A 21,790-nucleotide genomic window follows, 5' to 3' on the forward strand; every position below is an offset into this window, starting at 1 on the left:
CTGCCGATCGCAAGGAAATCACGATGCGATTGTTGTCCTTTGATCTGAACGGCGCGCCGACCGCTGGCGTGCGTCTCGGCGATGAGGTGATCGATCTGGGTGTCGCCGCGCCGGATTTGCCGCGAGACCTCCGCGGGTTGCTGGCGGCTGGTCCCCAGGCCCTGGCGGCGGCCGAACGCGCCGCCGCCGCCGCGCCCGGCCACGCCCGTCACCCGCTCGAGAGCGTGCGCCACCTGGTGCCCATCCCTCGACCGGACAAGATTATCGGCCTGGGCAAGACCTACATGAAGCACGTCGCCGAAATGAACGCCGAGGCGTCGACGTTTCCGGGCATGTTCCTGCGCGCGCCCGATTCCATGGTCGCCCACAACCGGCCTATCTGGCGGCCGGAAGTCTCCGACACCCTCGACTACGAGGGCGAACTGATGGTTGTCATTGGCCGGGGCGGGTGGATGATCCCGCGCGAAAGCGCGCTCGAGCACGTCGCCGGCTATGCCTGCCACAACGACGGCAGCGTCCGCGCCTACAACTACATCCCTTCGGCGGTCACCGCCGGTAAGAACTTCCTCAACACCGGCGGGCTCGGTCCCGAGATCGTCACCGCTGACGAGTTGCCGCCAGGCTGCAAGGGCTTGCGGCTCACCACCCACGTCAACGGCGAGCTGCGGCAGAGCGCCGACATCGCCGAAATGCATTGGGACGTCGCGCACCTGGTTCACCTGATGTCGACGATCTTCACGCTCTATCCCGGCGACTTGATCGCCACCGGAACGCCTTCCGGCTGCGCGGCGGCGGCGGCCAGCCCCCAGTGGTTGACGCCGGGCGACGTGGTGCGCGTGGAGATCGAGGGCGTCGGGACGCTGGTCAATCCGATCGTGGACGCGCCCCGGGCAGGGGCGGGCGACCAAAGCTAGCGCACCATCATCAGACCGCCATCCACCGCCAGGGTCTGGCCGGTGATGAAGCGCGAGGCGTCGCTGGCCAGGAAGACCAGCACCGGCGCCATGTCCGCGTCCGGGTCGCCGAGCCGACCGCCCAGCGGGATCATCATGGCCATGCCCCGGTCGTGGGCCTCGAGCTGCTCGGGCGACATGCCCGCGCGGGTCGTGTCGTACATCGGCGTCCACATGCCGGGCGCGACCGCGTTGACCGAGACGCCGTAGCGTCCCCACTCCTGGGCGATCGTGCGCGTCCAGGCCAGGACCGCGCCCTTCGACGCGGCGTAGTGTGCGCAGCCGCGCAGGCCCATGGCGCCGGCCGCGGACGCGAAATTGACGATACGGCCGCCGCGCGCCTTGAGGTGGGGGAAGGCGGCTTGGTTGGCGATCATCGTGCCCTTGGCGTTGACACCAACCACCAGGTCCCACTCCTCGTCGGTGATCGCCTCCGCGGGCGTGTAGCGCTGGACCCCCGCGACGTGGATCAGGACATCAAGGCCGCCCATCTCTTCGACGGCCCGATTGATGGCCGCCGTCGCCGAGGCGCGCGAGGACACGTCACACAGATCGAAGGTCAGCCGCCCAGCGTCCCTGACCTCAGGCGCGCCGGCCGCGGCGACCGAAACATCCAGACCGCAGACTCTCGCGCCGGCCGCGGTCAACGCCCTGGCGGCGCTGGCCCCGATGCCGCGCGCCGCGCCCGTGACGATGATCTTCTTTCCCGAAAGGGTGGCTGTGTCTGTCATGCCGGTCTCGTCTGTCATCCGTATGCGGGGAGGTGGGGGCTTTGATGGGCGCTTGATGAGGCTTGGCCGCCCATGTGGCGAGCGCGCGACTGATCGTCGCGTTTTGGAATGATCTTCTTATCTCAGATTTTTATTCTTGCGACAGATTTCCAATTCTGTTTAGTTTGACTGTAAATATGGCGCTCGCTGGCGGCCATAAAAATGCGGGGCGCTAGACCCCCGAGGGGAGGTTTCGATGCCGTTCAGGACCAATCAACCTGCGTGCAAATTGCTGTGGCGCGGAAGCGCGCTGGGCCTGCTGGCCTGCACGGCGCTGACCGCGCCTGCGTTCGCCCAGAGCGCCGCGCCTCAGGCCGCGCCCCAGTCGGACCAGCTGGAGGAAGTCGTTGTCACCGCCCGCCGGCAGGAGGAAAATCTCCAGAGCACGCCGGTCGCGGTCACCGCGATCGGCGCCGCCGCGCTCGAGCGCGCCCAGGTGGCCGACGTCACCGATCTGCAACGCACGACGCCCAGCCTCTCGATCGCCACCGGCGCGCCTTCCGCGTCGGGTTTCGCCTTCGTGGCCATGCGTGGTCAAGGCAACCTCCAGGCGCTGGTCTCCAACGACCCGGCCGTCGCCATCTATGTCGACGGCGTCTACATTCCGCGGCCCTCTCAAGGGCTCACCGACCTGCTCGACCTGCAGCGCGTCGAAGTCCTGCGCGGGCCGCAGGGGACGCTGTTTGGCCGCAACACCATCGGCGGCGCGGTCAACATCCTGTCCGCTGACCCGACCAGTCAATACAGCGGCCTGGTGAAGATCGAAGCGGGCAACTACGGTCAGTACGGTGCCAGCCTCGTGCTTAATGGCGGCCTGACCGACAAGATCTCCGGCCGACTGGTCGCCAACACCAAGAGCCGCGACGGGTACGGCCAGGACATTCCGCTGGGCCGCGACATCTGGGCCCAGGACAGCGATTTCGTTCGCGCCAAGCTCAAATACGAAGACGGTCCGGTTCGCCTGATCCTGTCGGGCGACTACAACAAGATCAAGGACAACGGCCAGTTCACCGCGCTGCATGCCTATGCGCCGGAGCTGTTTGGACCCACCGGCTCGTTCGGGCCGTTCGGTCTGGCTTCGACCTTGAACGCCTCCCTGCACAATCGCGGCTTCTACGACAGTTACGCGACGGGCTTCTTCGTCCCGACGAGCAATCCCAACTTCGCCAGCCTGCCGGCCAATGTCCGGGCCATGTACTCGATGCCGCTGGGCAATCGCCTGGAGGCCTATGGCTTTGGCCTCAACGGTTCGGTGGACCTGGGCGGCGTGACCCTGAAGTCGATCACTGGCTATCGCTTCAGCGATACCGGCGGCGTCGTCGACACTGACGGCACGCCCGCCCCGATCCTGACGACCTGGGCCGGCTACAGCTCCAAGCAATGGTCGCAGGAACTCCAGATCAACGGGGGCGTCGGCGAGAAGTTCACCTACATCGCGGGCGGCTATTTCTCCGATGAGAAGGGCCAGGAATTCAGCCGGTCGCAGAACTTCGGCTTCCTGCCGTATTCGGCCACCACCCGTCCCTATGCCGGCCTGGCCGGGCAAAACCTCGCCGACGTGCACAATCGCTCGGTCGGCGTCTTCGGTCAGGGCTACTATCAGCTGACCGAGGCCGTCCGGCTCGCGGGCGGGCTTCGCTGGACCTGGGACGATCGCGACACCAAGCTGTATAATTATTCCACTTGGGGCGTCGCCACGACGTGCAACCTGCCCAACCCGGATGTCGCGGGCGTATGCGCCCAGACCCAGAAGACCAGCTTCGACTATCCCGCTTGGACATTCGGCATCGACTGGCAGGTCAATGACGATGTGTTCGCCTATGTGCAGACGCGGCGGGCGTCCAAGTCTGGCGGCTGGAACACGCGCGCCGGCGGCCTTCCGGCCTTCCGGCCCGAGACCACGCGGGACGTCGAAGCGGGCCTAAAGGCCACATGGTTGGAAAACCGTCTGCGCACGAACATCGCCGTCTTCCACTCCTGGCAGTCGGACGTTCAGCGCAACGCCGCGGCGCTGACGCCGGCTGGGGCCAGCACCCAATTCATCGTCAACGCCGGCGACGCCCGGGTCTATGGCGTGGAGCTGGAAGGCGCCTACCGTCCGTGGACGGGCATGGAGCTGACCAGCAGCCTCAGCCTGATGAACGGCAAGTATAAGAGCGGATCGTTCATCGAGCAGCAGTCCGTGCCGGGCGCGTCCTTGACGGGCTGCAAGGCCGCGGGCGCCTCGTCGATCTGCCCGGTGGACCGGAGCGGCGAGGAATTGCCGCAGCTTCCCAAGGTTCAATTCAACCTGGGCGCCACCCAGACCCTGCCCACCTCGTTCGGCCGCGTGTCGCTGCACGCCGACTACGCCTATCTGGGCAAGCAGTTCTATAATCCGGTCACGCCGGCCGCCCAGCAATCGGCCACGACCCAGGGCATCTACGCGACGGCGAACGTCCTGACTCGCACGCCAGGCTATGGGCTGCTGAACGCCCGCTTCACCGTCGAATTCGACGCTCACAACATCGAACTGGCCATCTACGGCAAGAACCTGACCAAGAAGGAATACAACGTCCGCCAGTTCGCCGACGTCTATGCCGCGGGTCTTGGCTTTGCGACGGACTTCATCGGCGAGCCGCGAACCTACGGAGCCTCCCTCACCAAGCGTTTCTAATCCCGCAGTTCCGCTCGGGGCTGACTGGCCGTCGACCGCTTAACGGTCGGCGGCTTTTTTCATACGCAACGTCCGGCCGAAAAGAGTTTCGCCGACGCCAAAAGGGCCCCCATCGCGCGATGGGGGCCCTGCGCTTCGCGCCGCGGCGCAGCGGGAAATGGGGTGCGAGCGCCTAGGGGGCGTCCCACACCACATGGACCGCGTCCGGGCCGCGCAGGGAGACGCCTCGCACCTCCGGACGGGGGTGAGCCGGGTCCAGACGCAGATTGGGCAGCATGTCCAGAAGGAGACCGACCGCCTCCTCGATCTCCACCTTGGCCAGCCACATCCCGACGCACATGTGGGCGCCAAAACCAAACCCGAAGGCCGCCATCTGCTTGCGGTCGATGTCGAACGCGTCGGGATTGTCAAACACGGCCTCGTCGCGGTTGGCCGAGGCGACGCAGGCCGAAATGATCGCGCCCTTGGGGATGGTCACGTCCTGCAGCGTGACCTCGGTCTGGCACTCGCGGACCTTGAACGTGGCGACCGCGTCGTGGCGGACGCTCTCGTCCAAGACCTTCCGCATCAAGGTCCGATCCGCCCGCAGGCGCTCGAGCACCTCGGGGTGGTCGAAGAGGTGGGTCATCATGATCGCGAAGGTCCTGGAGGTGGTCTCCGACGCGGCGGGCAGCATCATCCGCACGAAATTGGTGATCTGATGATCGTTCAGGGTTCGACCCTCGAACTCGGCCCGGATCAGGCGGCTGATCAGGTCCGCGCCCTCGGCGCCGGAAGCCCGGCGGGCCTGGACGGCGGCCAGGGTCGGGTCATAGAGCTCCTGGAAGGCCTGGAAGGCCGCGCGTTTGGCCTCCGGGTCGTTGGCCATGCCGCCCAGCACCTTCAGCGCCTTGGTGGCGAAGGCTTCGAGCGTAGCGGGATCGTCGTCCTGGAAGCCCAGGACAGCGTAGACCACGTGAATGGGGAACATCACGCCGACGCTGCCGATCAGCTCGGCCTTACCCAGCGGCACGAGCGGCTCAACGAACGAGCGCTTGATTAGGGGGCGGATATAGGTCTCGCGCCATTCTTCCATGACCGCGGGCGTGAACGAGGGTTGCAAGATGCCGCGCAGCTGCCGGTGCTCATCGCCGTCCAGCCCCGTGATCATCAGCCCGTCGAGGAACGGACCCAGGCCCGTCTCCATCAGGATCCCGCTCGTGAAGGTCTTGGTGTCGCGCAACACCTTCATCACGTCGGCGTGCTTGAAGATCGTATAGATCGGCCGGCCCGTCTGGCCCGCGAAGGAGGCCGCGCCCAGCTCGGCGCAGATGTCGCCCTCCATCACGGGCAGGTTGTTTCGATGGTGGCGATAGATCGCCTCGAGGTTCTTGTCGTTGCCCGCAAACAGGGCGCCGACCTGGGCGAAGCCGTCGGCAAGATCCTTGTTGGGAGCCATCTGGGCGGTGCTCATCGGTGTTCCTTCCCGGAAGTTCGGCCCGCTGTGCGGGCTCAGATTATTTCAAATGCAGAATAGTATTCTAGAAGAGAAGTCCATAGGAATTAGGCTTAGGGTCCTTCAGTGTCCGTGGATCGCGCTGACGGCGCCCGGGTCGGTGTAGTCTCGCCATCGAACGAGCCGGCCGTCGTCGTCCAACTCGAAAACGCCCGCGATCGAGAAGGCGCCGATCTCGCGCCCGTCGGCGGCCAGGAGGCGATCAACGCGCTCGGTCAGGACGACATTGCCCGTCGCGGCGATATGCAGTGTTTCCACGATGATTGTCGCATAGCCCATGCTGGCCTCGAACTGCGCGCCCAGCGCCAGCGCCTCGTCGGCGCCGACCGTGCGCGACAGGCCCATATTGGTCCATTCCGTGTCGGCCCGAAAAAGATCGCGGATCGCCTGCTCGAGCCGCTCGGGCCCCTCGGACCAGGCGTCCAGAAAGGTCCGGATAATATCGATCGGCGCACGGCTCATCGGGCGCGTTCCTTAAGAATTCTGATGGCGGAATTTAATTTCGACGCGCGATGCCGATGGCGCTTTGCTAAGCTGCGCGCTGACGGCGGCAAGCGCCGCAGGCAATCAATGGAGTCCCCATGACCGACGCGATCACCGCCATCCCTTTGACCCGCATCGGCGGCGAACCGGACACGCTGGCCAACCACGCCGGTAAGGTTCTGCTGATCGTCAATGTCGCTTCCAAATGCGGATTGACGCCGCAATACGAGGGGCTCGAGGCGCTTTATCGCGCCAAGCAGGCCGAGGGCCTGGAGGTGCTGGCGTTCCCGGCCAACAACTTCAACGGCCAGGAACCGGGCGCCGACGACGAAATCGCCAGCTTCTGCAAGACCAGCTACGACGTCACCTTTCCGCTCTACGCCAAGATCAGCGTCAAGGGCGACGACATCCATCCGCTGTACGCGGGGCTGACGGCCTTGAAGCCGGAGGCGACCGGCGATGGGCCGATGCGCGAGCGGCTGAAAGGCTATGGTATCGCCACGGGCGGTCCGGGCGAGGTGGTCTGGAATTTCGAAAAATTCCTGGTCGGTCGTGATGGCCAGGTCATCGACCGGTTCGCGCCGGATATCGACGCGGCCGACCCGCGTCTGGTCACCGCGGTGGACAAGGCGCTGTCGGCGGACTGAGGTCCGCCGCCCATGGCGAAGGGGGGGAGGGCCCTTCGCCATGGCGCCTAGCGCACCTTCGCGGTGATCTTAGCGTGGGGGCCTGACACCTGGGCGGCCCAGGCCGCCGCGGCGTCGGCGAAGTCATAGTCGACGTAGTCGATGATCAGCTTCTGAGCCTTCTGCATCGCCAGCAGCCGCCGCCAGATCGTTTCGCGATCGGCGGGCGGGCGTTGTCCGGTGCCGATGCAGGTGAGGGTGCGAAACAGCAGGTCGCCGATGTTGAGTTCGACCACCCGGCCCGCGCCCGTGCCGATGGTGATCAGCCGCGCGCCCCACTTGGTGGCCTTGACCGCCGACAAGAACGGCTTGCCGAACACAAGATCGAGCACGATGTCGAAGCCGTCCCCGCCGCTGGCGGCCTTGAGCGCTTCGGTGTCGTTCTCACCGCCCAGGGCGACGCCGGCGTCGGCCAGGCCGCGTTCGACGAGCCGATCCAGGGCGGCTGGGTTGCGGGCTGCGGCCACGATGCGACCCGCCCCGAGGCTTCGGGCCAACTGCAGGCCGATCTGTCCCAGGACGCCCGTGGCGCCGAGGATCAGGACGCTCTCCCCGGGCTGGATATTAGCCGCTTCCAACGGCACCAAAATCCCGGTGCCGGCGATGCCCATGGTGATGGCGGTGCGATCGTCGATGTCGTCGGGAACATCCCAGACCTCCGCCGCCGGAACCAGGGTCTTTTCCGCCCAGGCCCCCCACGGTGCGATCGAGCGTTCGCCGAAATAGACCCGCCGTCCATCCTCGGCGCGGCCAACGCCCTCGCCGCGGATAACGCAAGGATATTCAACGCCGAGACGATAGGCGCCCAGGACGTCCCAGCCTCCGAGCCCGGCGGTGTCGACATCGATAAGGACCGATCCCACCCGCGCCGTCGGTTCGGGAAAATCCTGAAGGACCGGAGCGACTCCGTTGCCGGAGATGACGGCGGCGCGCATGTGGCAAATCCTGGATTGGTCTTGGAACCAAGATCGGCGACGGTCTGGTGAGCCAGACCGCCGCCGATCAGAGCTGTGTCAGCTCAGAGAAAGATGGCGAGGTTCGGGAAGCCCAGCACCGTCTGGTCGACGATGATTTCCCGCCGCGCCAACTTGAAGCTGGCGCCATGGCGTCGCAGCAGATCGTGGCGGACGCAACTGAGGAACAGCAGATTGGTTTCCTCGAAGCGGCTGCGGCTGCAGAGCAGATAGCTCCTCACCTCGAACTCGTCGGGATTGTCCGTCGATTCGACCAGAATGTTGGTGATCAGACGTCGCGTGCGAGACGGCGGATCCTCGGCCCAGGCGCTGCGGGTGTCGGTGATGCGTCCGACCCGGCCTCGGATCGAGGCGTAGGTTTCGTCGAAGTGCATCACGGTCCGGACGATGGAGGCCGCGTTCTGGCTCAGGGGCCGGGTTTGGCGCACCGGGCAGGTGTAACGCAGATCGGTGTCGAGGCGCTCGACCCATTCGGCGAGCCGGATCTCGTCGAGCAGCCAGGCCTCCTCATAGAGAAACTCGGCGATTTGATTATAGGCGGGCGAGCCCACGGGCACGCGATTGGCTCGGAAAGCGTCCGGCGCGACGGCGGTGTCGGCGGTAGCGGTGACGTCGATGGTCATGGCGGTCAGGTCCTGATGATGGCGGCGATGATCAGAGCGAGCTGTTCATCAGGTCGCGGTAGGCCAGCCACCAGTTCCACTGGGTGTCGTCCTTGGTGAAGCCTTCGTAGACCAGGGCCGGGCCGGGCCAGTCGGCCCGCGGAGGCGTGGTGCAGACGGCCTGATACTTCATCGTGATGTTGCGCGCGGCCGCGCCTTTGGCCGTTTGGGTGATGTGGGGCCAGGTGTCGGAGTCGTCCTGCTCGACCATGCCCGAGGTGCCCAGCATCCGGACCGCGAACTGCAGGGCCTTTTGCTTGTGCTCTTCGGGGGCGTCCTTCTCGGCCAGGATGAAGTTGCAGAACTCCAGCTCGTCCGGCCCCTTAGGAATATAGGTGTGCAGGGAGGTCAGGCCGATGATCTCGCCATCGGGCTGAGGCACATAGATGAAGGCGATCAGGACGTTGGGGAACATCCCGCCGACCTGCGGCGGACTGTCGACCAGCAGGCCCAGCTGTTCAGGCGTCAGGTTGCGGATCAGCTGGGGCAGCATTTCCTTGGTGATGCCGGGCGGCGGCACGATCGCCAGCTTCTCCTCGAGCGTCAGGTTCCCGTCGCGGAAGCCGGCGGCCTGCTTGAACTTGTTGGCGGCGGGCATGCACCGCAGCGCATGGCCCTGGAGCGAACTGACTTCGGTGCCGTACATCGAGGTGGTCAGGTCGCCATCGCCGAACTTGGCGAACTCGCCAAGCCAACGGTGCAGCGTCAGGGTGTGGAAGCCGTCGGCGGCCGACTGTTCGCAGGCGGTCTTCCAGTTGGCTTTAATCGTGAAGCGTTGCGGAGGGCCGAGAACTTCCAGGCCCCGATCCGTGCGCTGGAACAGCATGTCGTAGTACCACTTCATCTCGCCGAGGAACTCGTCGAACGAGGGGCCGTCGAGATTCCAGGTCGCGAAGATCAGGCCCCCGTAGAGGTGGGTGCGCGCCTGGGTCAGGCCGAGCTTTTCCTTGGGCAAAATCGTGCCGTGCATCTGCTCGGCGGCGACGGGCGCGCCAATGAAGTCGCCGTCGTTCTTGAACGCCCAGCCGTGATAGATGCAGGTGTGAACCTTGGCGTTGCCCGCGTCGCTGGTGCACACGCGCATGCCCCGGTGCGGGCACACGTTGAGCATAACCCGGATCGAGCCGTCCTTCTGACGCGTGATCAGCACCGGGTCCGAGCCCATCAGTCGCGTGATGAAGTCGCCCGAGTTCGGGATCTCGCTCTCGTGGCCCAGCAGCAGCCAGGTCTTCCCAAACACCTTGCGCATCTCGATGTCGTAGAGTTCCGGGTCCGAGATCGCCCGAAGTTGGACTTCGCGCGTCTGCACGTTGATCAAGTCGTCGATCGTCGTCCCGTCGGAAAGCGTCGTCCGTGTCCGGTCCAGCATGGGTGTCCTCCGCAGCGCTAGGCGCCATATAATTTTGAACAGAGGTGGCATTTCTGTATAGAAAATGCAACTGTTCGATTCAGTGAGGAACGACGGGCCGCTGGCCCTCCGGAGAAGCCCCAAAGGGGCGCCCGGCACGGAGGAAGGTTATGAGTTCAGAAGCGACCCCGCATCGCGTCAGGGCGGACCGAAGCGCCTGCTGCGGCTATGGCACCTGCGTGGAGATCTGCCCCGAGATCTATCAGCTCGAGGGGGGGCTTGTGGTTGTGACCACCGACATCGTGCCCGCCGAGCTGTTGGAGCGGGCGATCGAAGGCGCAGAGTCCTGCCCCCAAGGCGCCATCGTCGTGGAAGCCGTTGAGGGATGACGGCCGTCCCAGACGCCGCGAGCAGCGCGGTCGCCGCCCCAGCCCGCGCGTCCGGCCGGCCCAGGCTGCCCGGGCTATTGTCGCTGGCCTTGTTGGGCGTGCCGCTAACGGCGCTGTCGCTGCCGCTCGTCGTCATGATTCCGGAACACTATGCGACGGTTCTGGGCCTGCCGCTGGCGTTGATCGGCCTGATCTTCACCAGCGTGCGCGTGTTCGACATCGTCGTTGACCCGCTGCTCGGCGCGGCGATGGATCGAACCCACACCCGCTGGGGCCGCTATCGCCCATGGCTGGTCCTGGGCGCGCCGGCGCTCATGTTGGCCGTCTATCTGTTGTTTATGGCCAAGCCAGGCGTGGGACCCGTCTATCTGCTGGTGACCCTGACGGCCAGTTTCCTGGGGTGGTCTGTCCTGTCGCTGGCGCAACTGGCGCTCGCCTCCGGCCTGGCGGCTGGCTACGACGAGCGCTCGCGGGTCTATGCCTGGCTTCAGTTCGCCTCTCTACTGGGCATTCTGACCGTGATGGGTTTTCCCATCATCTCCGCCAAGCTTGGCGGGACCGGCTTGCCGCCCACCCAGCTCATGGGGTGGATCATCATCGTCCTGACCGCGCCGGCGGTGGCTTTGGCCGCCTGGCGCGTCCCGGAGACCCTGCTCGTCACCCAAAGACATATCGTCGGGATCAGAGCCTATCTGGCCGTGGTCGGCCGCAAAGCCGTCTTCAGGATCGCCGCCATTGACCTTCTGCTTGGCCTTGGGTTTGGCACCGCCTCGGCGATGCTGGTGTTCTTCGTGACCGCCGCTAAGGGGCTGGAGCGCAGCGCCGTCGGCGTCGTTCTGATCGCCCAGGTGGTCACGGCCATGATCACCGTACCCGCCGTAGCCTGGCTGGCGCGGCGGCTCGACAAGCATTTCGTGCTTGGAATATCGGGCGTTCTGGCCGCCATCGTCAGCGTGGCGTTCATCTTCCTGCCTGACCACAATCTGCCGGCGATGGCGGTGGGCATGATGGGCTGGGGGCTGTCGTTCGGCGCCTTCAACCTGCTGCCACGCGCGATGATGGCCGATGCGGGCGACGAACTGCGGCTCGAATCCGGCTCGGATCAAACCGCCGTGCTCTATGCGCTGTTGATCAGCAGCTGGAAGTTGGGCGGCGCCCTGGCGGTCGGCCTGGCCTTCGCCGCCCTGGCTCTGGTCGGCTACAAGCCCGCGCTTTTGGGCGCGAACACCCCGCAAGCCATCTCCGGCTTGGAAATGGTGTTCGCGGGTCCTTCGGCGGCGCTGTTTCTCCTGGGAGCCTGGCTGGCCTTCACCTATCCGCTGACGCGCGAAAAGCATGCGGCCATCCGCCTCGAGCTGGACGCGCGTGATGCGGCGAGCGGAGGACCGGCATGATGCGTCGACTGGAAGGGCGCGTCGCGCTCATCTCAGGCACGGGGGGCGGCCAGGGCCGGGCCGCGGCGCTTCGGTTCGTCGCGGAGGGCGCGGTGGTCGCCGGATGCGACGTCAACGCCGAGGCCGACGCCGAGACCGCGCGGCTGGTCGCCCAGACGGGAGGGCGCATGACCACCATGGCCTGCGATCTTGGCGACCCTGACGGCGCGCGGGCCTGGATCGACCAGGCCGTCGCCGACTACGGCAAGATCGACATTCTCTACAACAACGCCTCGGCCGCGAAGTTCGGCTCGATCACCGAGCTTTCGATCGAGGACTGGCGCTACACCCTGCGAAACGAGCTCGACCTCGTCTTCCTGACGACAAAGTTCGCCTGGCCCCATCTGGCCAAGCACGGCGGGGTGATCATCAATGTGGCGTCCACGGCGGGATGGCAGGGCTCGCGCGGCAACGGAACCATCGCCCACAACGCCACCAAGGGCGGTGTGGTGGCGATGACCCGGCAGATGGCGCTGGAGGGCGCCGCGGTCGGCATCCGCGCCAACAGCATCAGCCCCGGCTTCGTCGTCACGCCGGGAACGCGCGCCTTTGTCGAAAACCCCACCGTCCGCGCCCAGCTGACCGCCAATATTCCGCTCGGCCGTCCAGGCGAGCCGGAGGATATCGTCGGCATGGCCGCCTTCCTGGCCACCGACGAGGCGGCCTTCATCACCGGTGCGGACATCATCATCGATGGCGGCACGACCGCCTGTTAGCCAAGCGAAAAGACGAGGAACTGGACCATGGATATCCGGGGTATCGGCTATCTGGGCTTTGAAAGCCCCAACATCGAGGCCTGGCGCAGCTACGGACCCGAAGTCCTGGGTCTGGCCATCGCGCCCTCGCCGGAGGACGAGCCGGACGCGCTCTATCTGAAGATGGACGATCGGCGCTATCGTTTCGCCTTCCAGCCTGGGCCGATCGACAAGCTGGCCTATATCGGCTGGGAATGCGTCAACCGGATCGCGTTCGAAAAGGCCGTCAAGAAGCTCCAGGACGCGGGCATCGTCGTGGAGCAGGGCGGCGATGACCTCAAGGTTCGCCGCGGGGTGCGCGATGTGGTCCGGTTCAAGGATCCCGTGGGCTATCAGTACGAGCTGTTCTACGGCCAGAAGGGCGAGCCTGGCTCGTTTGTGCCGGGCCGTCGCCATGGCGGCTTCAACACCTACGGCCGGGGCTTTGGCCATGTCGTGGTGATGACCCCGGAATATGGCCCGGAGCTGGACGACTTCCTGATCAATATCATGGGCTTCCAATGGTATGGATCGGGCGCGGGCAAGGGCCGGACCGGGTTCTATCGCGCCGGGCTCAACAACCTGACCAGCCACGACATCGGCTATGGCCACGCCCCCGGTCGGATGGGCATCCAGCACATCGGCCTGTTGACCGGCGATCTTCGTGATGTCGGCGAAACCTGGGACATCGTCAACAAGCGCCAGATCCAAGTGCAGATGACCCTGGGGCAACACACCCAGGACCCGCATTTCTCCTTCTACCACTTCAGCCCTTCGGGCTTCGCCGTCGAAGTGATCGCCGAAACCCATCCCTGGCCCGGCGATCCCTTCGAACTGAACGCCGAGCGCCTGAGCTACTGGGGGCACCAGCTGGTCGGGCCCATCCTCGGCACGACCATCCGCACGCCCGAGGAGCTGCGCTGATGGGGCTGCTCGACGGCAAGGTCGCCTTGGTCACGGGCGGCGGCGGCGGCATCGGCCGCGGCATCGCCCGCCGTTTCATCCGGGAAGGCGCGACCGTCCTGGTCGCCGAATTCAACGAGGACTATTGCGCGACCATCAAGGCGGAGCTGACCGAGGAGCTGGGCGGGCGGGCCGAAGTGATTAAGGCCGATGTGCGCGTCAAGGACCAGATCCAGGGCGCGGTGCAGAAGGCGGTCGATCTGTTCGGCGGCCTCGACATCCTCGTCAACAACGCCTTCACCCTCAGCCCCAAGGTCCTGCTCGAGCAGAAGACCGACGAGATGCTGGACAGCACCCTGCATTCGGGGCTCTGGGCGGGGTGGTGGGCCATGCAAGCCGCGCGGCCCCACATGGCCGCCCGCGGCGGCGGCTCGATCATCAACTTCTATTCGATCGACGTGGAGACAGCCGCCTGGCTGAACGCCGACTACAACATCACCAAATCGGCGCTCCGCGGCCTCACGCGCAGCGCCGCCCACGAGTGGGGGCGGTTCAACATCCGGGTCAACCTGCTGTCGCCGGCGGCGATGGGCACGGTCTTTCACCGCATGGCCGAGGCCATGCCGGGCTTCGCCGAGATGGCGGCCTCGCGCAAGCCTCTGCTGCGCAACGGCGACCCTGAAGAGGATATCGCGCCCGTCGCGGTGTTCCTGGCCTCGGAGATGTCGCGCTTCGTGACCGGCGAACTAATCAACGTCGATGGCGGTCTGCACATGCCAGGCTACCAGTCGCGACCGCCGAACGTCGCGGAGATGGAACAACAAGGCGGCTAGAGCCGTCCAAGGGGAGACACAGATGGGTTTACTGGACGGCAAGGTGGCGCTGGTCACCGGCGCGGCCGGCTCTATCGGCTCGGAGACGGCGCTGGCGCTGGCCGAAAAGGGCGCTCGGGTCGTGCTGACCGACCTTCGGGCTCCGGAGCTTTCAGCGGTCACCGATCGCTTGCAGGCGCAAGGTCACGAGGTGGCCTGCAAGGTCGGGGACATCACCGACGAGGACGACATCCGGGCGGTGGTCGAGTTCGCCGTCGCGACCTTCGGCGGCGTCGACATTCTCGACAACAACGCCGGCGCGACGGGCTTTTCATCCCGCGACCTGGACATCCCTGAGATGCCCGTCGAGCTTTGGGATCAGGTCCAGTCGATCAACGCCCGCGCGCCGATGCTGTTTTGCAAGCACGCCATCCCGTCGATGCTGGCGCGGGGCGGTGGATCGATTGTCAACATCTCGTCGGGCCAGTCCCTTTCGGGCGACGTCAGCAATTTCGCCTATGCGGCGGGCAAGGCCGCGGTGAACGCCCTGACCCGTCACCTGGCGACCGCATATAGCCCCAAGGGCGTGCGGGTCAACGCCATCGCCGCGGGTCTGATCATCCAGCCGGGCATGGAGCAACGGCTGCCCGCGCACATCCAGAACATTTTCCTGAGCCATTGCCTGGTGCCGCGCCTGGGGACCCCGCGCGACATCGCCAACATGGTGGTGTTCCTGGCGTCCGACCTCAGCTCCTACGTCACCGGCCAGATCCTCTCCGTCGACGGCGGGTTCACCGCGCACCTGCCCAGCGTGGCCGACATGCGGCCCACTATCGAAGGCATGAGAAAGGCGCCCGGCCAATGGAGTTGAAGGGAAAAACCGTCGTCCTGACCGGGGCCTCCGCCGGCATTGGCGCGGCGACGGCGCTCGATCTGAGCAACGCCGGGTGCAATCTGGTGCTGACGAGCCGCCGGCTGGAGAGGCTCGAGGCGCTGGCCGCGACCTTGCCGGGCCCCAGCGCCTTGCTGGCGGCGGATATCGCCGAGCCCGATGTTCCAGAGCAACTTCTGGCGTTGGCCAAGGCGCGATTTGGGCGCGCCGACGTGGTGATCAACAATGCCGGGGTTATGGCCGTCGGAACGATGGACACCATCGATCTCGACGCCGTCAGCTACATGATCCGGGTTAACTTCGAGGCCGTGGTGCGCTCGTCCTACGTGTTCGCTCGAGAGTTTCGCGGTCAGTCGTCTGGCGCGATCATCAACGTGTCGAGCATCAGCGCCTACCTGATCTCCCGGGCGGGCGGCGTCTATGGGGGGCTCAAGCATGCGCTCGAGGCCTTCACCCAATCGCTGCGGATCGAACTGGCCGGCGCTGGCGTCAAGGTCGGATCGATCGCGCCGGGTTCGACCTCAAGCGAGATGTTCGACAGGATGATGGCGGCGGCGAAGATTGAAGATCCGGTCGCGCTCGATCCCAAAGATATCGCTCGGGCCATCCGGTTCATGCTTGAGCAGCCCGACCACGCGACCATCGCGCGCCTGGCGATCTATCCGCAAAGCGAAGCCCACTAAGCCGGGCCTCTCCAAGGCCGCGATGCGTCATCCCCGCGGCGGTGCGGGGATGACGACCCGGCGCGGTGGGGCCCTAGGCGGCGGAGGCCGCTTCGAGAGTGGCCTGACGCTCCAGCCCCATTTCCTGCATTTCGCGCTTGAGGGTGGGATAGTAGGCGATCGCGCCCTGTAGGCCGCCCGAGACATCGATCGAGGCCGCGCTCAGGAAGGTCGCAAGGTCGCTGGCCAAGAACAGGCAGACATTGGCCACCTCCTCGGGACGGCCGAACCGACCGAGGGGCACGACCTTGACCACCATTTCGAGGAACTCCTCGCGCGAGATGGACGGGGGCATCTCCTTGTAGTGGCGATCCCACTGGCCCGTATCGATCCAACCCATGTTCAGGCTGTTGACCAGGATGTTGTCCTTGGCCAGCTGCTGGCCCAAGAGCTTGGCCAGGGCGATCCCCGCGGCGCGGTTGGTCACCGAGGGAATGCCGTCCGGCGTCGGCAGGGCCCCGGCCAGGGCGTTGATGTTGATGATCCGCCCCCACTGTTGCGCGCGCATGTGAGGCACGACCGCCTGGACGAACCGGAAATGGGCGATCTGGATGTTGTTGGCGTGGTCGAGGATATCCTCGGGCTCCAAGGTTTCGAGGCTGCCGCCCTTGCCCTGGCCGGCGTTGTTGACCAGCACGTCGACGCCGCCCCAGGTTTCGGCGACCTGATTGACGAAGGCGCGAACGGCGGCGGTATTGCGCACATCGAGCGCGACCGCGATGACCTCCGCGGCGCCAAGCACGCGCATGTCTTCAGCGATGGCCGACAGCGTGTCGGGGTTGCGCGAGCAGATCGCCAGCCGCACGCCTTCGCGGGCGAAGGCCGCGGCCGTGGCCCGCCCGATTCCTCGGCTCGCGCCGGTCACAATCACCCGTTTGGCGCTCAGATCGATATGCATGTCCGATGTTTCCTCGAAGCTTCTGACGAGCTGTCCGATGTCGATATTTTCTAGTCAAAACTCCGGTTTTTGTCTCGTTTATTTTCCGAAAGCGGGCCGTACGCGGTTTGCGCGCCGAGGCGACGCAAGTTAGGCTGAAGATTGTATATCGGAGCACCCCAAGCATGACCTCCAGCGCCCGGACGGCTCGTCCGGACATCCTGGCCAGGCGCTCGGCCAGACGCGCGGAAGCTTCCGCTTCCAACGTCGCCGTTCGTCCGCGCCGACCCGACCCGAGGGCGGCCAAGACCATCGAGAACATCATCAACGCCGCGCAGAACGTGATGATGAACCATGGCACCCCTCGGATCACCGCGCAGGAGGTTTGCGACGAAGCCAGCGTCTCGCGCGGGACGCTCTATCGGTATTTCCCGTCGATGGAAGCGGTCCTGGAAGCGGTGCTGCTGCGGCTCAGGACCGAGACCGATGACGAGTTGAGCCACGCGATGGAGGGATGCGAAACGCCGGCCGAACGGTTCGGGGCCTTTCTGCGCTACAGCGTCTCCAACAATGAGACCCGCAGAGGGTCTCAGTTCCTGCACGTCGAGCCGGCGTTCGTGCTGCAGTACTTCGAGTCGAACTTCGACCATTTCATCGCGCGCGTATTGTCGGCGCTGGAAACGGTGTTCGACGCCTGGGAGAAAGATATCGGCGTCTCGGTCGATCGCAGCGCCATCGCCGAGATGATGGTGCGTCTGGCGTTGAGCGAGACCGTGGTCCCCCCCCGCGAGGGCGAGCCCTTGGCGCTACGGCTGCAGCAGACGGTCGGTAAGATCCTGGGCGCGCGCAAGTGGCGCTGAGCGCGCGTCAGCCGGCGCGGGACGCAATCTGATTTCGCAGGACGCCCACGCCCTCTAGCGAGACCTCGACCAGGTCGCCGGGATTCAGATAGCGGCCGGACGCCTGGGCCACGCCCTCGGGGGTGCCGGTGAACAGCAGGTCGCCGACGCCGAAGCTGACACGCTGATGCACGAACCGGATCAGCTCGGGAACGTCCCACGTCATGTCGGCGGTGGTGCCGTCTTGCCGGACTTCGCCATTGACCGTCGTCGACAGGCGCAAGGCCGGGTTGCCCGGCGCAAATTCATCACGGGTGACGATCCACGGGCCGACCGGCGTGGCCTTGTCCTGGCTCTTGGCGGCATAGAGGTCCATGCCGATGCCCGGCGGGCCGCTGCGCTGCAGATCTCGCGCGCTGACATCATTGCCCGCCGTGTAGCCGAGCACGCAGGCGAGAGGATCGTCCAGGTCGATCGCCGCGTCGCCGATCACCACAACGAGCTCGCACTCATAGTCCAGTTGCTCGGTCAGCGGCGGATAGCGGATCGGATCGGCGGCGCCGATCAAGGCGCCATACGCCTTGAGAAAGGCGATGGGCTGGGTTGGCGCAGCGACGCCGAATTCGACCAGGTGCTTGCTGTAGTTGGCGCCGGCGATGACGACCTTGCTGGTGTTCTCGCACGGCGCCAGCAGGCGTAGCGACGAAAGGGCGCGTACCGGGCCCTTGAAGGTGAGGGCGTCCTGGCCGCCGCCCCGCGTCACATCGGGTCCCCAGTCCGACACGCCGCCGGCGATCGGCTGAGCCGTGTCGGCGTCGGGATCGACGAGCGCCCAGAACGCGTCGCCGCCATCCGTGCATCGAGCAAGTTTCATCGGCTTTCCTCGACGTTGGCTAGGCTGAGGCGGCGGGCGCGAGCGTCCCGCCAAGGGCGTCGCGCAAATCGGCGACGATGGCCCGCGCGCGATCGCGGTCCTTGGCGGCGAACCGAGCCAGCAGGGGCGCATTGTCGAACACGCGCTCATCCCCAGGCTTGCGACCCAGCAGCATGAAATGGGTATGGGCGTTGCTGTCGCCCAGATAGATGACGGAGGTCCTTTCGAACGCCCCGGTCGCGACCAGTCTGGCGGAAAGGGCGTTGATTAACGGGCCAAGCTCGGCCGCGGCTCCATCTGACAGGAAGCCCACGCCGCGATCATGATCGCGGGTGAAGGCCATCAGCATTCCGGGGACATCCTGCATGGCCACGACGGCCCAATGCGGGCCGGCAAGCACGACGTCTTCGGTCGCCGCGGCATGCAGCATTCCACAGATCTTGCAGTCGGTCGGATGGGTCATGGGGTCCTGGACCTCGCGCCAAGCCGGCGACGGCTCGGAACGGCAAGCGGCGGCTCTTCAAGGAGCCGCCGCGCCGGAGACTGGAATTAGGCGGCGATCGATTTGGTCGCGCGACCCATCTTGTCCAGGTCGATATTCAGCAGGTCGACCGCATTCTTCCAGCGGATCTTTTCGAGATCTTCCGGAGAAATCTGCAGGCCGTCGGTAAGGTCGCCACGGATCGCGTCGCTGCCGCCGAAATTGGTGCCATAGACCAGCCGGTCCGCGCCGATGACCTCGACCAGGGCCTGACGCATCGGCAGTTCATGCAGTTCCGGATCGAACCAGAAGTTCGGCAGGTACTCCTCGAGGTCCTTCTTGTTGTGGACCACGTCCAGGTTCTTGATGGTCTGGGCCAGGCGGCCAAGCTGGTAGGGCACGAAGCCGCCCGCGTGGGTGATATAGACCTTCAGCTTAGGGAAGCGATCGAGGACGCCGCCGCAGATCAGGTACCAGAAGCACTTGGTCTCGTCATAGTTCATGCCGACGATGGCCGTCGTCTCGTATTTGTCAGTGTTGGCCTTGGACCCCCAGGTCACAGACTGATTGTAGCCGTGTACGAACATCGGCAGATCGAGGTCGCAGAGGGTCTCCCAGATCGGGTCCATGCGCGGATCGTCGAATTCGAGGCCGCCGAAGTTCGAACCGCCGGCGCTGAGGCCCTTGGCCCCCAGTTCGGTGCAGGCGCGACGGATTTCCTTGGCCGCGTTGACCGGGTCTTGCAGGGCGGCCGTGGCCCACATCATCAACCGGCCGTCCGAGCGGCTGCAGTATTCGGCCAGGGTGTCATTGACCGTGGTCGAGAACCGGTTGGCGAACTCCGGCTCGGCCCAGTACATGTAGCAGTGCGACGGCACCGAGAGGACTTGCGCGTCCTGACCCAGAGCGTCCATGCCGGCCAGGCGGTGCTTGGGATCGTTCCACTTCGACATGAACTCGGCCACTTCCATCGTCTCGCCCCGCTTGACCGCGGCGCGACGCTCGGGCGAGCCCAGAGTCAGCACCCATTCGCCGACCCGCAGGCGGATATGGCCGTCGTCATGCTTTTCGAAGAAGGGGCCCCAGTGCGGATCTTGGTTGTAGTAGCCCGGCAGCGGGGCGTGAGCGTGAAGATCGATCAGCATCTGATTTCCTCCTGCGTCGAGGCCCCCTGGCGGAGCTCTTCGAGCCATGTGCGTTCCCTGGCGCGACTATCGCATTTTTTGAACGGTTTGGTCGATAGTGTTCAGTGCATTCTCTAACGCGAACGTAATTCGGCTGTCAAAACAAACCTTGACAGCGCCGAGGCCCGATCGCCTATCGTCCGACGCGTCGCGGCCTTGAGCGCGCGAGGCGAAAGAGGCGACGTCGACTCTACGACGGAGCGCCCGGGGGCCCAAAAGGGCGTTTATCGGCGGAGGATACGGACAATGCACGGACAGGCGAGCGCGACGGCGACCGAGACGCCCTATCCCCCGATCCGCTATGCCTGGTACGTGATCTGCGTCCTGTTCGTGGCGACGTTGCTTTCGCAACTGGACCGGCAGCTGCCCGCGCTGCTGGTGCGCCCCATCCGCGCCGAGTTTGGCATTTCCGACACCGCCTTCAGCTTCCTTCAGGGATACGCCTTCGCCCTCTTCTACACCTTCGCCGGGCTGCCGTTCGGCTGGCTGATCGACCGCACGGTCCGGCGAAATCTGATCATCGTCGGCATGGTTCTGTGGAGCGTGATGACGGTTCTGTCGGGTTTTGCGCAGAGCTACGACGCGCTGGTGTTGACCCGGATGGGCGTGGGGATCGGCGAGGCCGTGCTAGCGCCGGCCGCCTATTCGATAATCGCCGACTACGTCTCGCCCGAACGGAGGGGGCGCGCGTTCAGCGTCTACTATCTGTCCTTGGCCATTGGTTCGGGCGCATCCTTGATCTTGGGCGCGCTGATCGCACGGATCATCCCCGATGCGGGTCTCAACCTGCCGGGCGTTGGGCTGATGTCGCCCTGGCGGTTGACCTTTCTGGTCGCTGGCGCGCCGGGTCTGGCGCTGGCCCTGCTCTTGCTGACCATCCGCGAGCCCGCGCGCCGGGACGCGGTGAGCGTGCTTCTGTCGAAGACGAGCGCCGGCTGGGGAGAGTTCTTCAGCTATCTCAAACGCCATGCCGCCGCTTTTTCGCGCGTGCTGACCTATCCGGGCGTGGTCGCCGTGATCGGCTATGGGACCTTGGCCTGGGCGCCGACCCTCTTTGATCGCCGCTTTGGTATTCCGACCAAGACCTCGGGCTTGATCATCGGGGTGCTGGTCGCGGCCGGCGGCCTTGTCGGGACCCTGATCAGCGGCTGGCTCAGCGATCGTTGGGCCGCCAAGCGCGTGCCCGCCGCGCGGCTTCGCGTGGCGATGCTGGCCTGGCTGCTGGTCTTGCCAACGGTGAGCCTATGGTCCCTCGTCGGCGCGCCGTGGCTCAGCTTCGCCTTGCTGACGGTGGTCGTCACCGGCTTCGCGATGGCCCAAGCCGCCGCGCCGACGGCCGTGCAGGCGATTACGCCGAACCGTATGCGAGGCAAGGCGGTGGCGATCTATCTGCTCATCGGCGGCTTGGTGGGCATCGGCTTTGGACCGATGTCGGTCGCCCTGGTCACGGATCATGTCTTTAAGGACGATGCGGGGCTGCCCTATGCGCTCGCCGTCGTCGGCGGCCCCATCGCGCTTCTCGGCCTATGGCTGACCTGGTCGGGGCTGAAACCCTACCAGCGCACCGTGGAGGCCTTGGAGGCGGCGGCGGAAGCCGATACGGCGCGGTCCTGACGGCCAGCG

At 65.7% G+C, this 21,790-nt stretch carries 22 protein-coding genes; 12 read left to right on the forward strand and 10 right to left on the reverse strand.

Annotated features, from left to right (window positions below):
* Positions 1 to 23: 23 nt before the first annotated feature.
* Positions 24 to 914 carry a fumarylacetoacetate hydrolase family protein gene (locus CSW63_RS00775; protein WP_062099283.1) on the forward strand — a complete coding sequence of 297 codons (891 nt, stop codon included), beginning with the start codon at positions 24 to 26 and terminating at the stop codon, positions 912 to 914.
* On the opposite strand, the gene CSW63_RS00780 is transcribed toward CSW63_RS00775, so the two are convergent.
* On the reverse strand, positions 911 to 1,684 hold the full coding sequence (locus CSW63_RS00780) for an SDR family NAD(P)-dependent oxidoreductase (RefSeq protein ID WP_062099366.1): 774 nt from the start codon (positions 1,682 to 1,684) through the stop codon (positions 911 to 913). The two genes, CSW63_RS00775 and CSW63_RS00780, sit on opposite strands and share 4 nt — an antisense overlap.
* A gap of 235 nt (positions 1,685 to 1,919) precedes the next feature.
* On the opposite strand from CSW63_RS00780, the gene CSW63_RS00785 reads away from it, so the two are divergent.
* Positions 1,920 to 4,379 (forward strand): TonB-dependent receptor, encoded by a 2,460-nt coding sequence (locus CSW63_RS00785; RefSeq protein ID WP_082749718.1) that lies wholly within the window; start codon positions 1,920 to 1,922, stop codon positions 4,377 to 4,379.
* Between the two features lie 172 nt (positions 4,380 to 4,551).
* On the opposite strand, the gene CSW63_RS00790 is transcribed toward CSW63_RS00785, so the two are convergent.
* Together CSW63_RS00790 and CSW63_RS00795 are read right to left on the reverse strand one after the other, a co-directional pair.
* The gene (locus tag CSW63_RS00790; RefSeq protein WP_062099279.1) at positions 4,552 to 5,832 is read right to left on the reverse strand and encodes a cytochrome P450; all 1,281 of its coding nucleotides are present in this window, start codon (positions 5,830 to 5,832) and stop codon (positions 4,552 to 4,554) included.
* Positions 5,833 to 5,937: 105 nt separating this feature from the next.
* Complete coding sequence (locus CSW63_RS00795; RefSeq protein WP_099504304.1) at positions 5,938 to 6,336, reverse strand: limonene-1,2-epoxide hydrolase family protein; 399 nt, start codon at positions 6,334 to 6,336, stop codon at positions 5,938 to 5,940.
* Between the two features lie 119 nt (positions 6,337 to 6,455).
* Here CSW63_RS00795 and CSW63_RS00800 point away from each other — a divergent pair, with 119 nt between their 5' ends.
* Entirely contained in the window at positions 6,456 to 7,004 is a 549-nt protein-coding gene (locus CSW63_RS00800; protein ID WP_062097846.1) for a glutathione peroxidase, read from the forward strand.
* A gap of 47 nt (positions 7,005 to 7,051) precedes the next feature.
* Here CSW63_RS00800 and CSW63_RS00805 read toward each other — a convergent pair whose 3' ends face one another.
* The 3 genes from CSW63_RS00805 to CSW63_RS00815 all read right to left on the reverse strand — a co-directional run bounded on the left by CSW63_RS00805 (position 7,052) and on the right by CSW63_RS00815 (position 10,048).
* Positions 7,052 to 7,978, reverse strand: coding sequence for a zinc-binding dehydrogenase (locus tag CSW63_RS00805; RefSeq protein ID WP_099504306.1), 927 nt, complete (start codon positions 7,976 to 7,978; stop codon positions 7,052 to 7,054).
* A gap of 83 nt (positions 7,979 to 8,061) precedes the next feature.
* Positions 8,062 to 8,640: a 3-phenylpropionate/cinnamic acid dioxygenase subunit beta gene (locus CSW63_RS00810; RefSeq protein ID WP_062097842.1), complete on the reverse strand. Its 579-nt coding sequence runs from the start codon at positions 8,638 to 8,640 to the stop codon at positions 8,062 to 8,064.
* 31 nt (positions 8,641 to 8,671) lie between these two features.
* Positions 8,672 to 10,048, reverse strand: coding sequence for an aromatic ring-hydroxylating dioxygenase subunit alpha (locus CSW63_RS00815; protein ID WP_062097840.1), 1,377 nt, complete (start codon positions 10,046 to 10,048; stop codon positions 8,672 to 8,674).
* Between the two features lie 149 nt (positions 10,049 to 10,197).
* On the opposite strand from CSW63_RS00815, the gene CSW63_RS00820 reads away from it, so the two are divergent.
* Genes CSW63_RS00820 through CSW63_RS00850 form a run of 7 tightly spaced genes read left to right on the forward strand, consistent with a single transcriptional unit; the run spans position 10,198 to position 15,873 of the window.
* Positions 10,198 to 10,416 carry a ferredoxin gene (locus tag CSW63_RS00820; protein ID WP_062097838.1) on the forward strand — a complete coding sequence of 73 codons (219 nt, stop codon included), beginning with the start codon at positions 10,198 to 10,200 and terminating at the stop codon, positions 10,414 to 10,416.
* Positions 10,413 to 11,810, forward strand: coding sequence for an MFS transporter (locus CSW63_RS00825; protein WP_082749622.1), 1,398 nt, complete (start codon positions 10,413 to 10,415; stop codon positions 11,808 to 11,810). Before CSW63_RS00820 ends, CSW63_RS00825 begins: the two co-directional genes overlap by 4 nt.
* A complete protein-coding gene (locus CSW63_RS00830; protein ID WP_062097850.1) occupies positions 11,810 to 12,565 on the forward strand; it encodes an SDR family NAD(P)-dependent oxidoreductase in 756 nt (251 codons plus the stop codon). Before CSW63_RS00825 ends, CSW63_RS00830 begins: the two co-directional genes overlap by 1 nt.
* Positions 12,566 to 12,592: 27 nt before the next feature.
* Positions 12,593 to 13,507 (forward strand): VOC family protein, encoded by a 915-nt coding sequence (locus CSW63_RS00835; protein WP_062097833.1) that lies wholly within the window; start codon positions 12,593 to 12,595, stop codon positions 13,505 to 13,507.
* Complete coding sequence (locus CSW63_RS00840; RefSeq protein WP_062097832.1) at positions 13,507 to 14,319, forward strand: SDR family NAD(P)-dependent oxidoreductase; 813 nt, start codon at positions 13,507 to 13,509, stop codon at positions 14,317 to 14,319. The genes CSW63_RS00835 and CSW63_RS00840 overlap by 1 nt, the downstream gene beginning before the upstream one ends.
* A gap of 22 nt (positions 14,320 to 14,341) precedes the next feature.
* Positions 14,342 to 15,169, forward strand: a complete 828-nt coding sequence (locus CSW63_RS00845) for an SDR family NAD(P)-dependent oxidoreductase (protein ID WP_062097830.1) — start codon at positions 14,342 to 14,344, stop codon at positions 15,167 to 15,169.
* The gene (locus CSW63_RS00850) at positions 15,160 to 15,873 is read left to right on the forward strand and encodes an SDR family oxidoreductase (protein ID WP_062097828.1); all 714 of its coding nucleotides are present in this window, start codon (positions 15,160 to 15,162) and stop codon (positions 15,871 to 15,873) included. The genes CSW63_RS00845 and CSW63_RS00850 overlap by 10 nt, the downstream gene beginning before the upstream one ends.
* A 73-nt stretch (positions 15,874 to 15,946) precedes the next feature.
* Here CSW63_RS00850 and CSW63_RS00855 read toward each other — a convergent pair whose 3' ends face one another.
* A complete protein-coding gene (locus CSW63_RS00855) occupies positions 15,947 to 16,810 on the reverse strand; it encodes an SDR family oxidoreductase (protein WP_062097826.1) in 864 nt (287 codons plus the stop codon).
* Between the two features lie 164 nt (positions 16,811 to 16,974).
* Here CSW63_RS00855 and CSW63_RS00860 point away from each other — a divergent pair, with 164 nt between their 5' ends.
* Positions 16,975 to 17,649 (forward strand): TetR/AcrR family transcriptional regulator, encoded by a 675-nt coding sequence (locus CSW63_RS00860; protein WP_062097824.1) that lies wholly within the window; start codon positions 16,975 to 16,977, stop codon positions 17,647 to 17,649.
* A 7-nt stretch (positions 17,650 to 17,656) separates the two neighbouring features.
* Here CSW63_RS00860 and CSW63_RS00865 read toward each other — a convergent pair whose 3' ends face one another.
* The 3 genes from CSW63_RS00865 to CSW63_RS00875 form a co-directional block, all read right to left on the reverse strand.
* On the reverse strand, positions 17,657 to 18,502 hold the full coding sequence (locus tag CSW63_RS00865) for a fumarylacetoacetate hydrolase family protein (RefSeq protein WP_099504308.1): 846 nt from the start codon (positions 18,500 to 18,502) through the stop codon (positions 17,657 to 17,659).
* Positions 18,503 to 18,521: 19 nt separating this feature from the next.
* Positions 18,522 to 18,965, reverse strand: coding sequence for a hypothetical protein (locus CSW63_RS00870; RefSeq protein ID WP_062097818.1), 444 nt, complete (start codon positions 18,963 to 18,965; stop codon positions 18,522 to 18,524).
* 86 nt (positions 18,966 to 19,051) lie between these two features.
* Complete coding sequence (locus CSW63_RS00875) at positions 19,052 to 20,128, reverse strand: amidohydrolase family protein (RefSeq protein ID WP_062097816.1); 1,077 nt, start codon at positions 20,126 to 20,128, stop codon at positions 19,052 to 19,054.
* 285 nt (positions 20,129 to 20,413) lie between these two features.
* Between CSW63_RS00875 and CSW63_RS00880 the strand changes: the two genes are divergently transcribed.
* Complete coding sequence (locus CSW63_RS00880) at positions 20,414 to 21,781, forward strand: MFS transporter (RefSeq protein ID WP_062097815.1); 1,368 nt, start codon at positions 20,414 to 20,416, stop codon at positions 21,779 to 21,781.
* Positions 21,782 to 21,790: the final 9 nt, after the last annotated feature.

It is taken from the genome of Caulobacter sp. FWC26 (assembly GCF_002742645.2).
GTDB lineage: Bacteria > Pseudomonadota > Alphaproteobacteria > Caulobacterales > Caulobacteraceae > Caulobacter.

Excerpts from the sequence above, each read along its gene's own strand:
- CSW63_RS00860 (WP_062097824.1), top strand. The coding sequence starts at position 16,975 with ATGACCTCCAGCGCCCGGACGGCTCGTCCGGACATCCTGGCCAGGCGC.
- CSW63_RS00865 (WP_099504308.1), bottom strand. The coding sequence starts at position 18,502 with ATGAAACTTGCTCGATGCACGGATGGCGGCGACGCGTTCTGGGCGCTC.
- CSW63_RS00780 (WP_062099366.1), bottom strand. The coding sequence starts at position 1,684 with ATGACAGACACAGCCACCCTTTCGGGAAAGAAGATCATCGTCACGGGC.
- CSW63_RS00820 (WP_062097838.1), top strand. The coding sequence starts at position 10,198 with ATGAGTTCAGAAGCGACCCCGCATCGCGTCAGGGCGGACCGAAGCGCC.
- CSW63_RS00845 (WP_062097830.1), top strand. The coding sequence starts at position 14,342 with ATGGGTTTACTGGACGGCAAGGTGGCGCTGGTCACCGGCGCGGCCGGC.
- CSW63_RS00840 (WP_062097832.1), top strand. The coding sequence starts at position 13,507 with ATGGGGCTGCTCGACGGCAAGGTCGCCTTGGTCACGGGCGGCGGCGGC.
- CSW63_RS00785 (WP_082749718.1), top strand. The coding sequence starts at position 1,920 with ATGCCGTTCAGGACCAATCAACCTGCGTGCAAATTGCTGTGGCGCGGA.
- CSW63_RS00875 (WP_062097816.1), bottom strand. The coding sequence starts at position 20,128 with ATGCTGATCGATCTTCACGCTCACGCCCCGCTGCCGGGCTACTACAAC.
- CSW63_RS00830 (WP_062097850.1), top strand. The coding sequence starts at position 11,810 with ATGCGTCGACTGGAAGGGCGCGTCGCGCTCATCTCAGGCACGGGGGGC.
- CSW63_RS00810 (WP_062097842.1), bottom strand. The coding sequence starts at position 8,640 with ATGACCATCGACGTCACCGCTACCGCCGACACCGCCGTCGCGCCGGAC.
- CSW63_RS00870 (WP_062097818.1), bottom strand. The coding sequence starts at position 18,965 with ATGACCCATCCGACCGACTGCAAGATCTGTGGAATGCTGCATGCCGCG.
- CSW63_RS00850 (WP_062097828.1), top strand. The coding sequence starts at position 15,160 with ATGGAGTTGAAGGGAAAAACCGTCGTCCTGACCGGGGCCTCCGCCGGC.
- CSW63_RS00855 (WP_062097826.1), bottom strand. The coding sequence starts at position 16,810 with ATGCATATCGATCTGAGCGCCAAACGGGTGATTGTGACCGGCGCGAGC.
- CSW63_RS00790 (WP_062099279.1), bottom strand. The coding sequence starts at position 5,832 with ATGAGCACCGCCCAGATGGCTCCCAACAAGGATCTTGCCGACGGCTTC.
- CSW63_RS00795 (WP_099504304.1), bottom strand. The coding sequence starts at position 6,336 with ATGAGCCGTGCGCCGATCGATATTATCCGGACCTTTCTGGACGCCTGG.
- CSW63_RS00775 (WP_062099283.1), top strand. The coding sequence starts at position 24 with ATGCGATTGTTGTCCTTTGATCTGAACGGCGCGCCGACCGCTGGCGTG.
- CSW63_RS00880 (WP_062097815.1), top strand. The coding sequence starts at position 20,414 with ATGCACGGACAGGCGAGCGCGACGGCGACCGAGACGCCCTATCCCCCG.
- CSW63_RS00800 (WP_062097846.1), top strand. The coding sequence starts at position 6,456 with ATGACCGACGCGATCACCGCCATCCCTTTGACCCGCATCGGCGGCGAA.
- CSW63_RS00815 (WP_062097840.1), bottom strand. The coding sequence starts at position 10,048 with ATGCTGGACCGGACACGGACGACGCTTTCCGACGGGACGACGATCGAC.
- CSW63_RS00805 (WP_099504306.1), bottom strand. The coding sequence starts at position 7,978 with ATGCGCGCCGCCGTCATCTCCGGCAACGGAGTCGCTCCGGTCCTTCAG.
- CSW63_RS00825 (WP_082749622.1), top strand. The coding sequence starts at position 10,413 with ATGACGGCCGTCCCAGACGCCGCGAGCAGCGCGGTCGCCGCCCCAGCC.
- CSW63_RS00835 (WP_062097833.1), top strand. The coding sequence starts at position 12,593 with ATGGATATCCGGGGTATCGGCTATCTGGGCTTTGAAAGCCCCAACATC.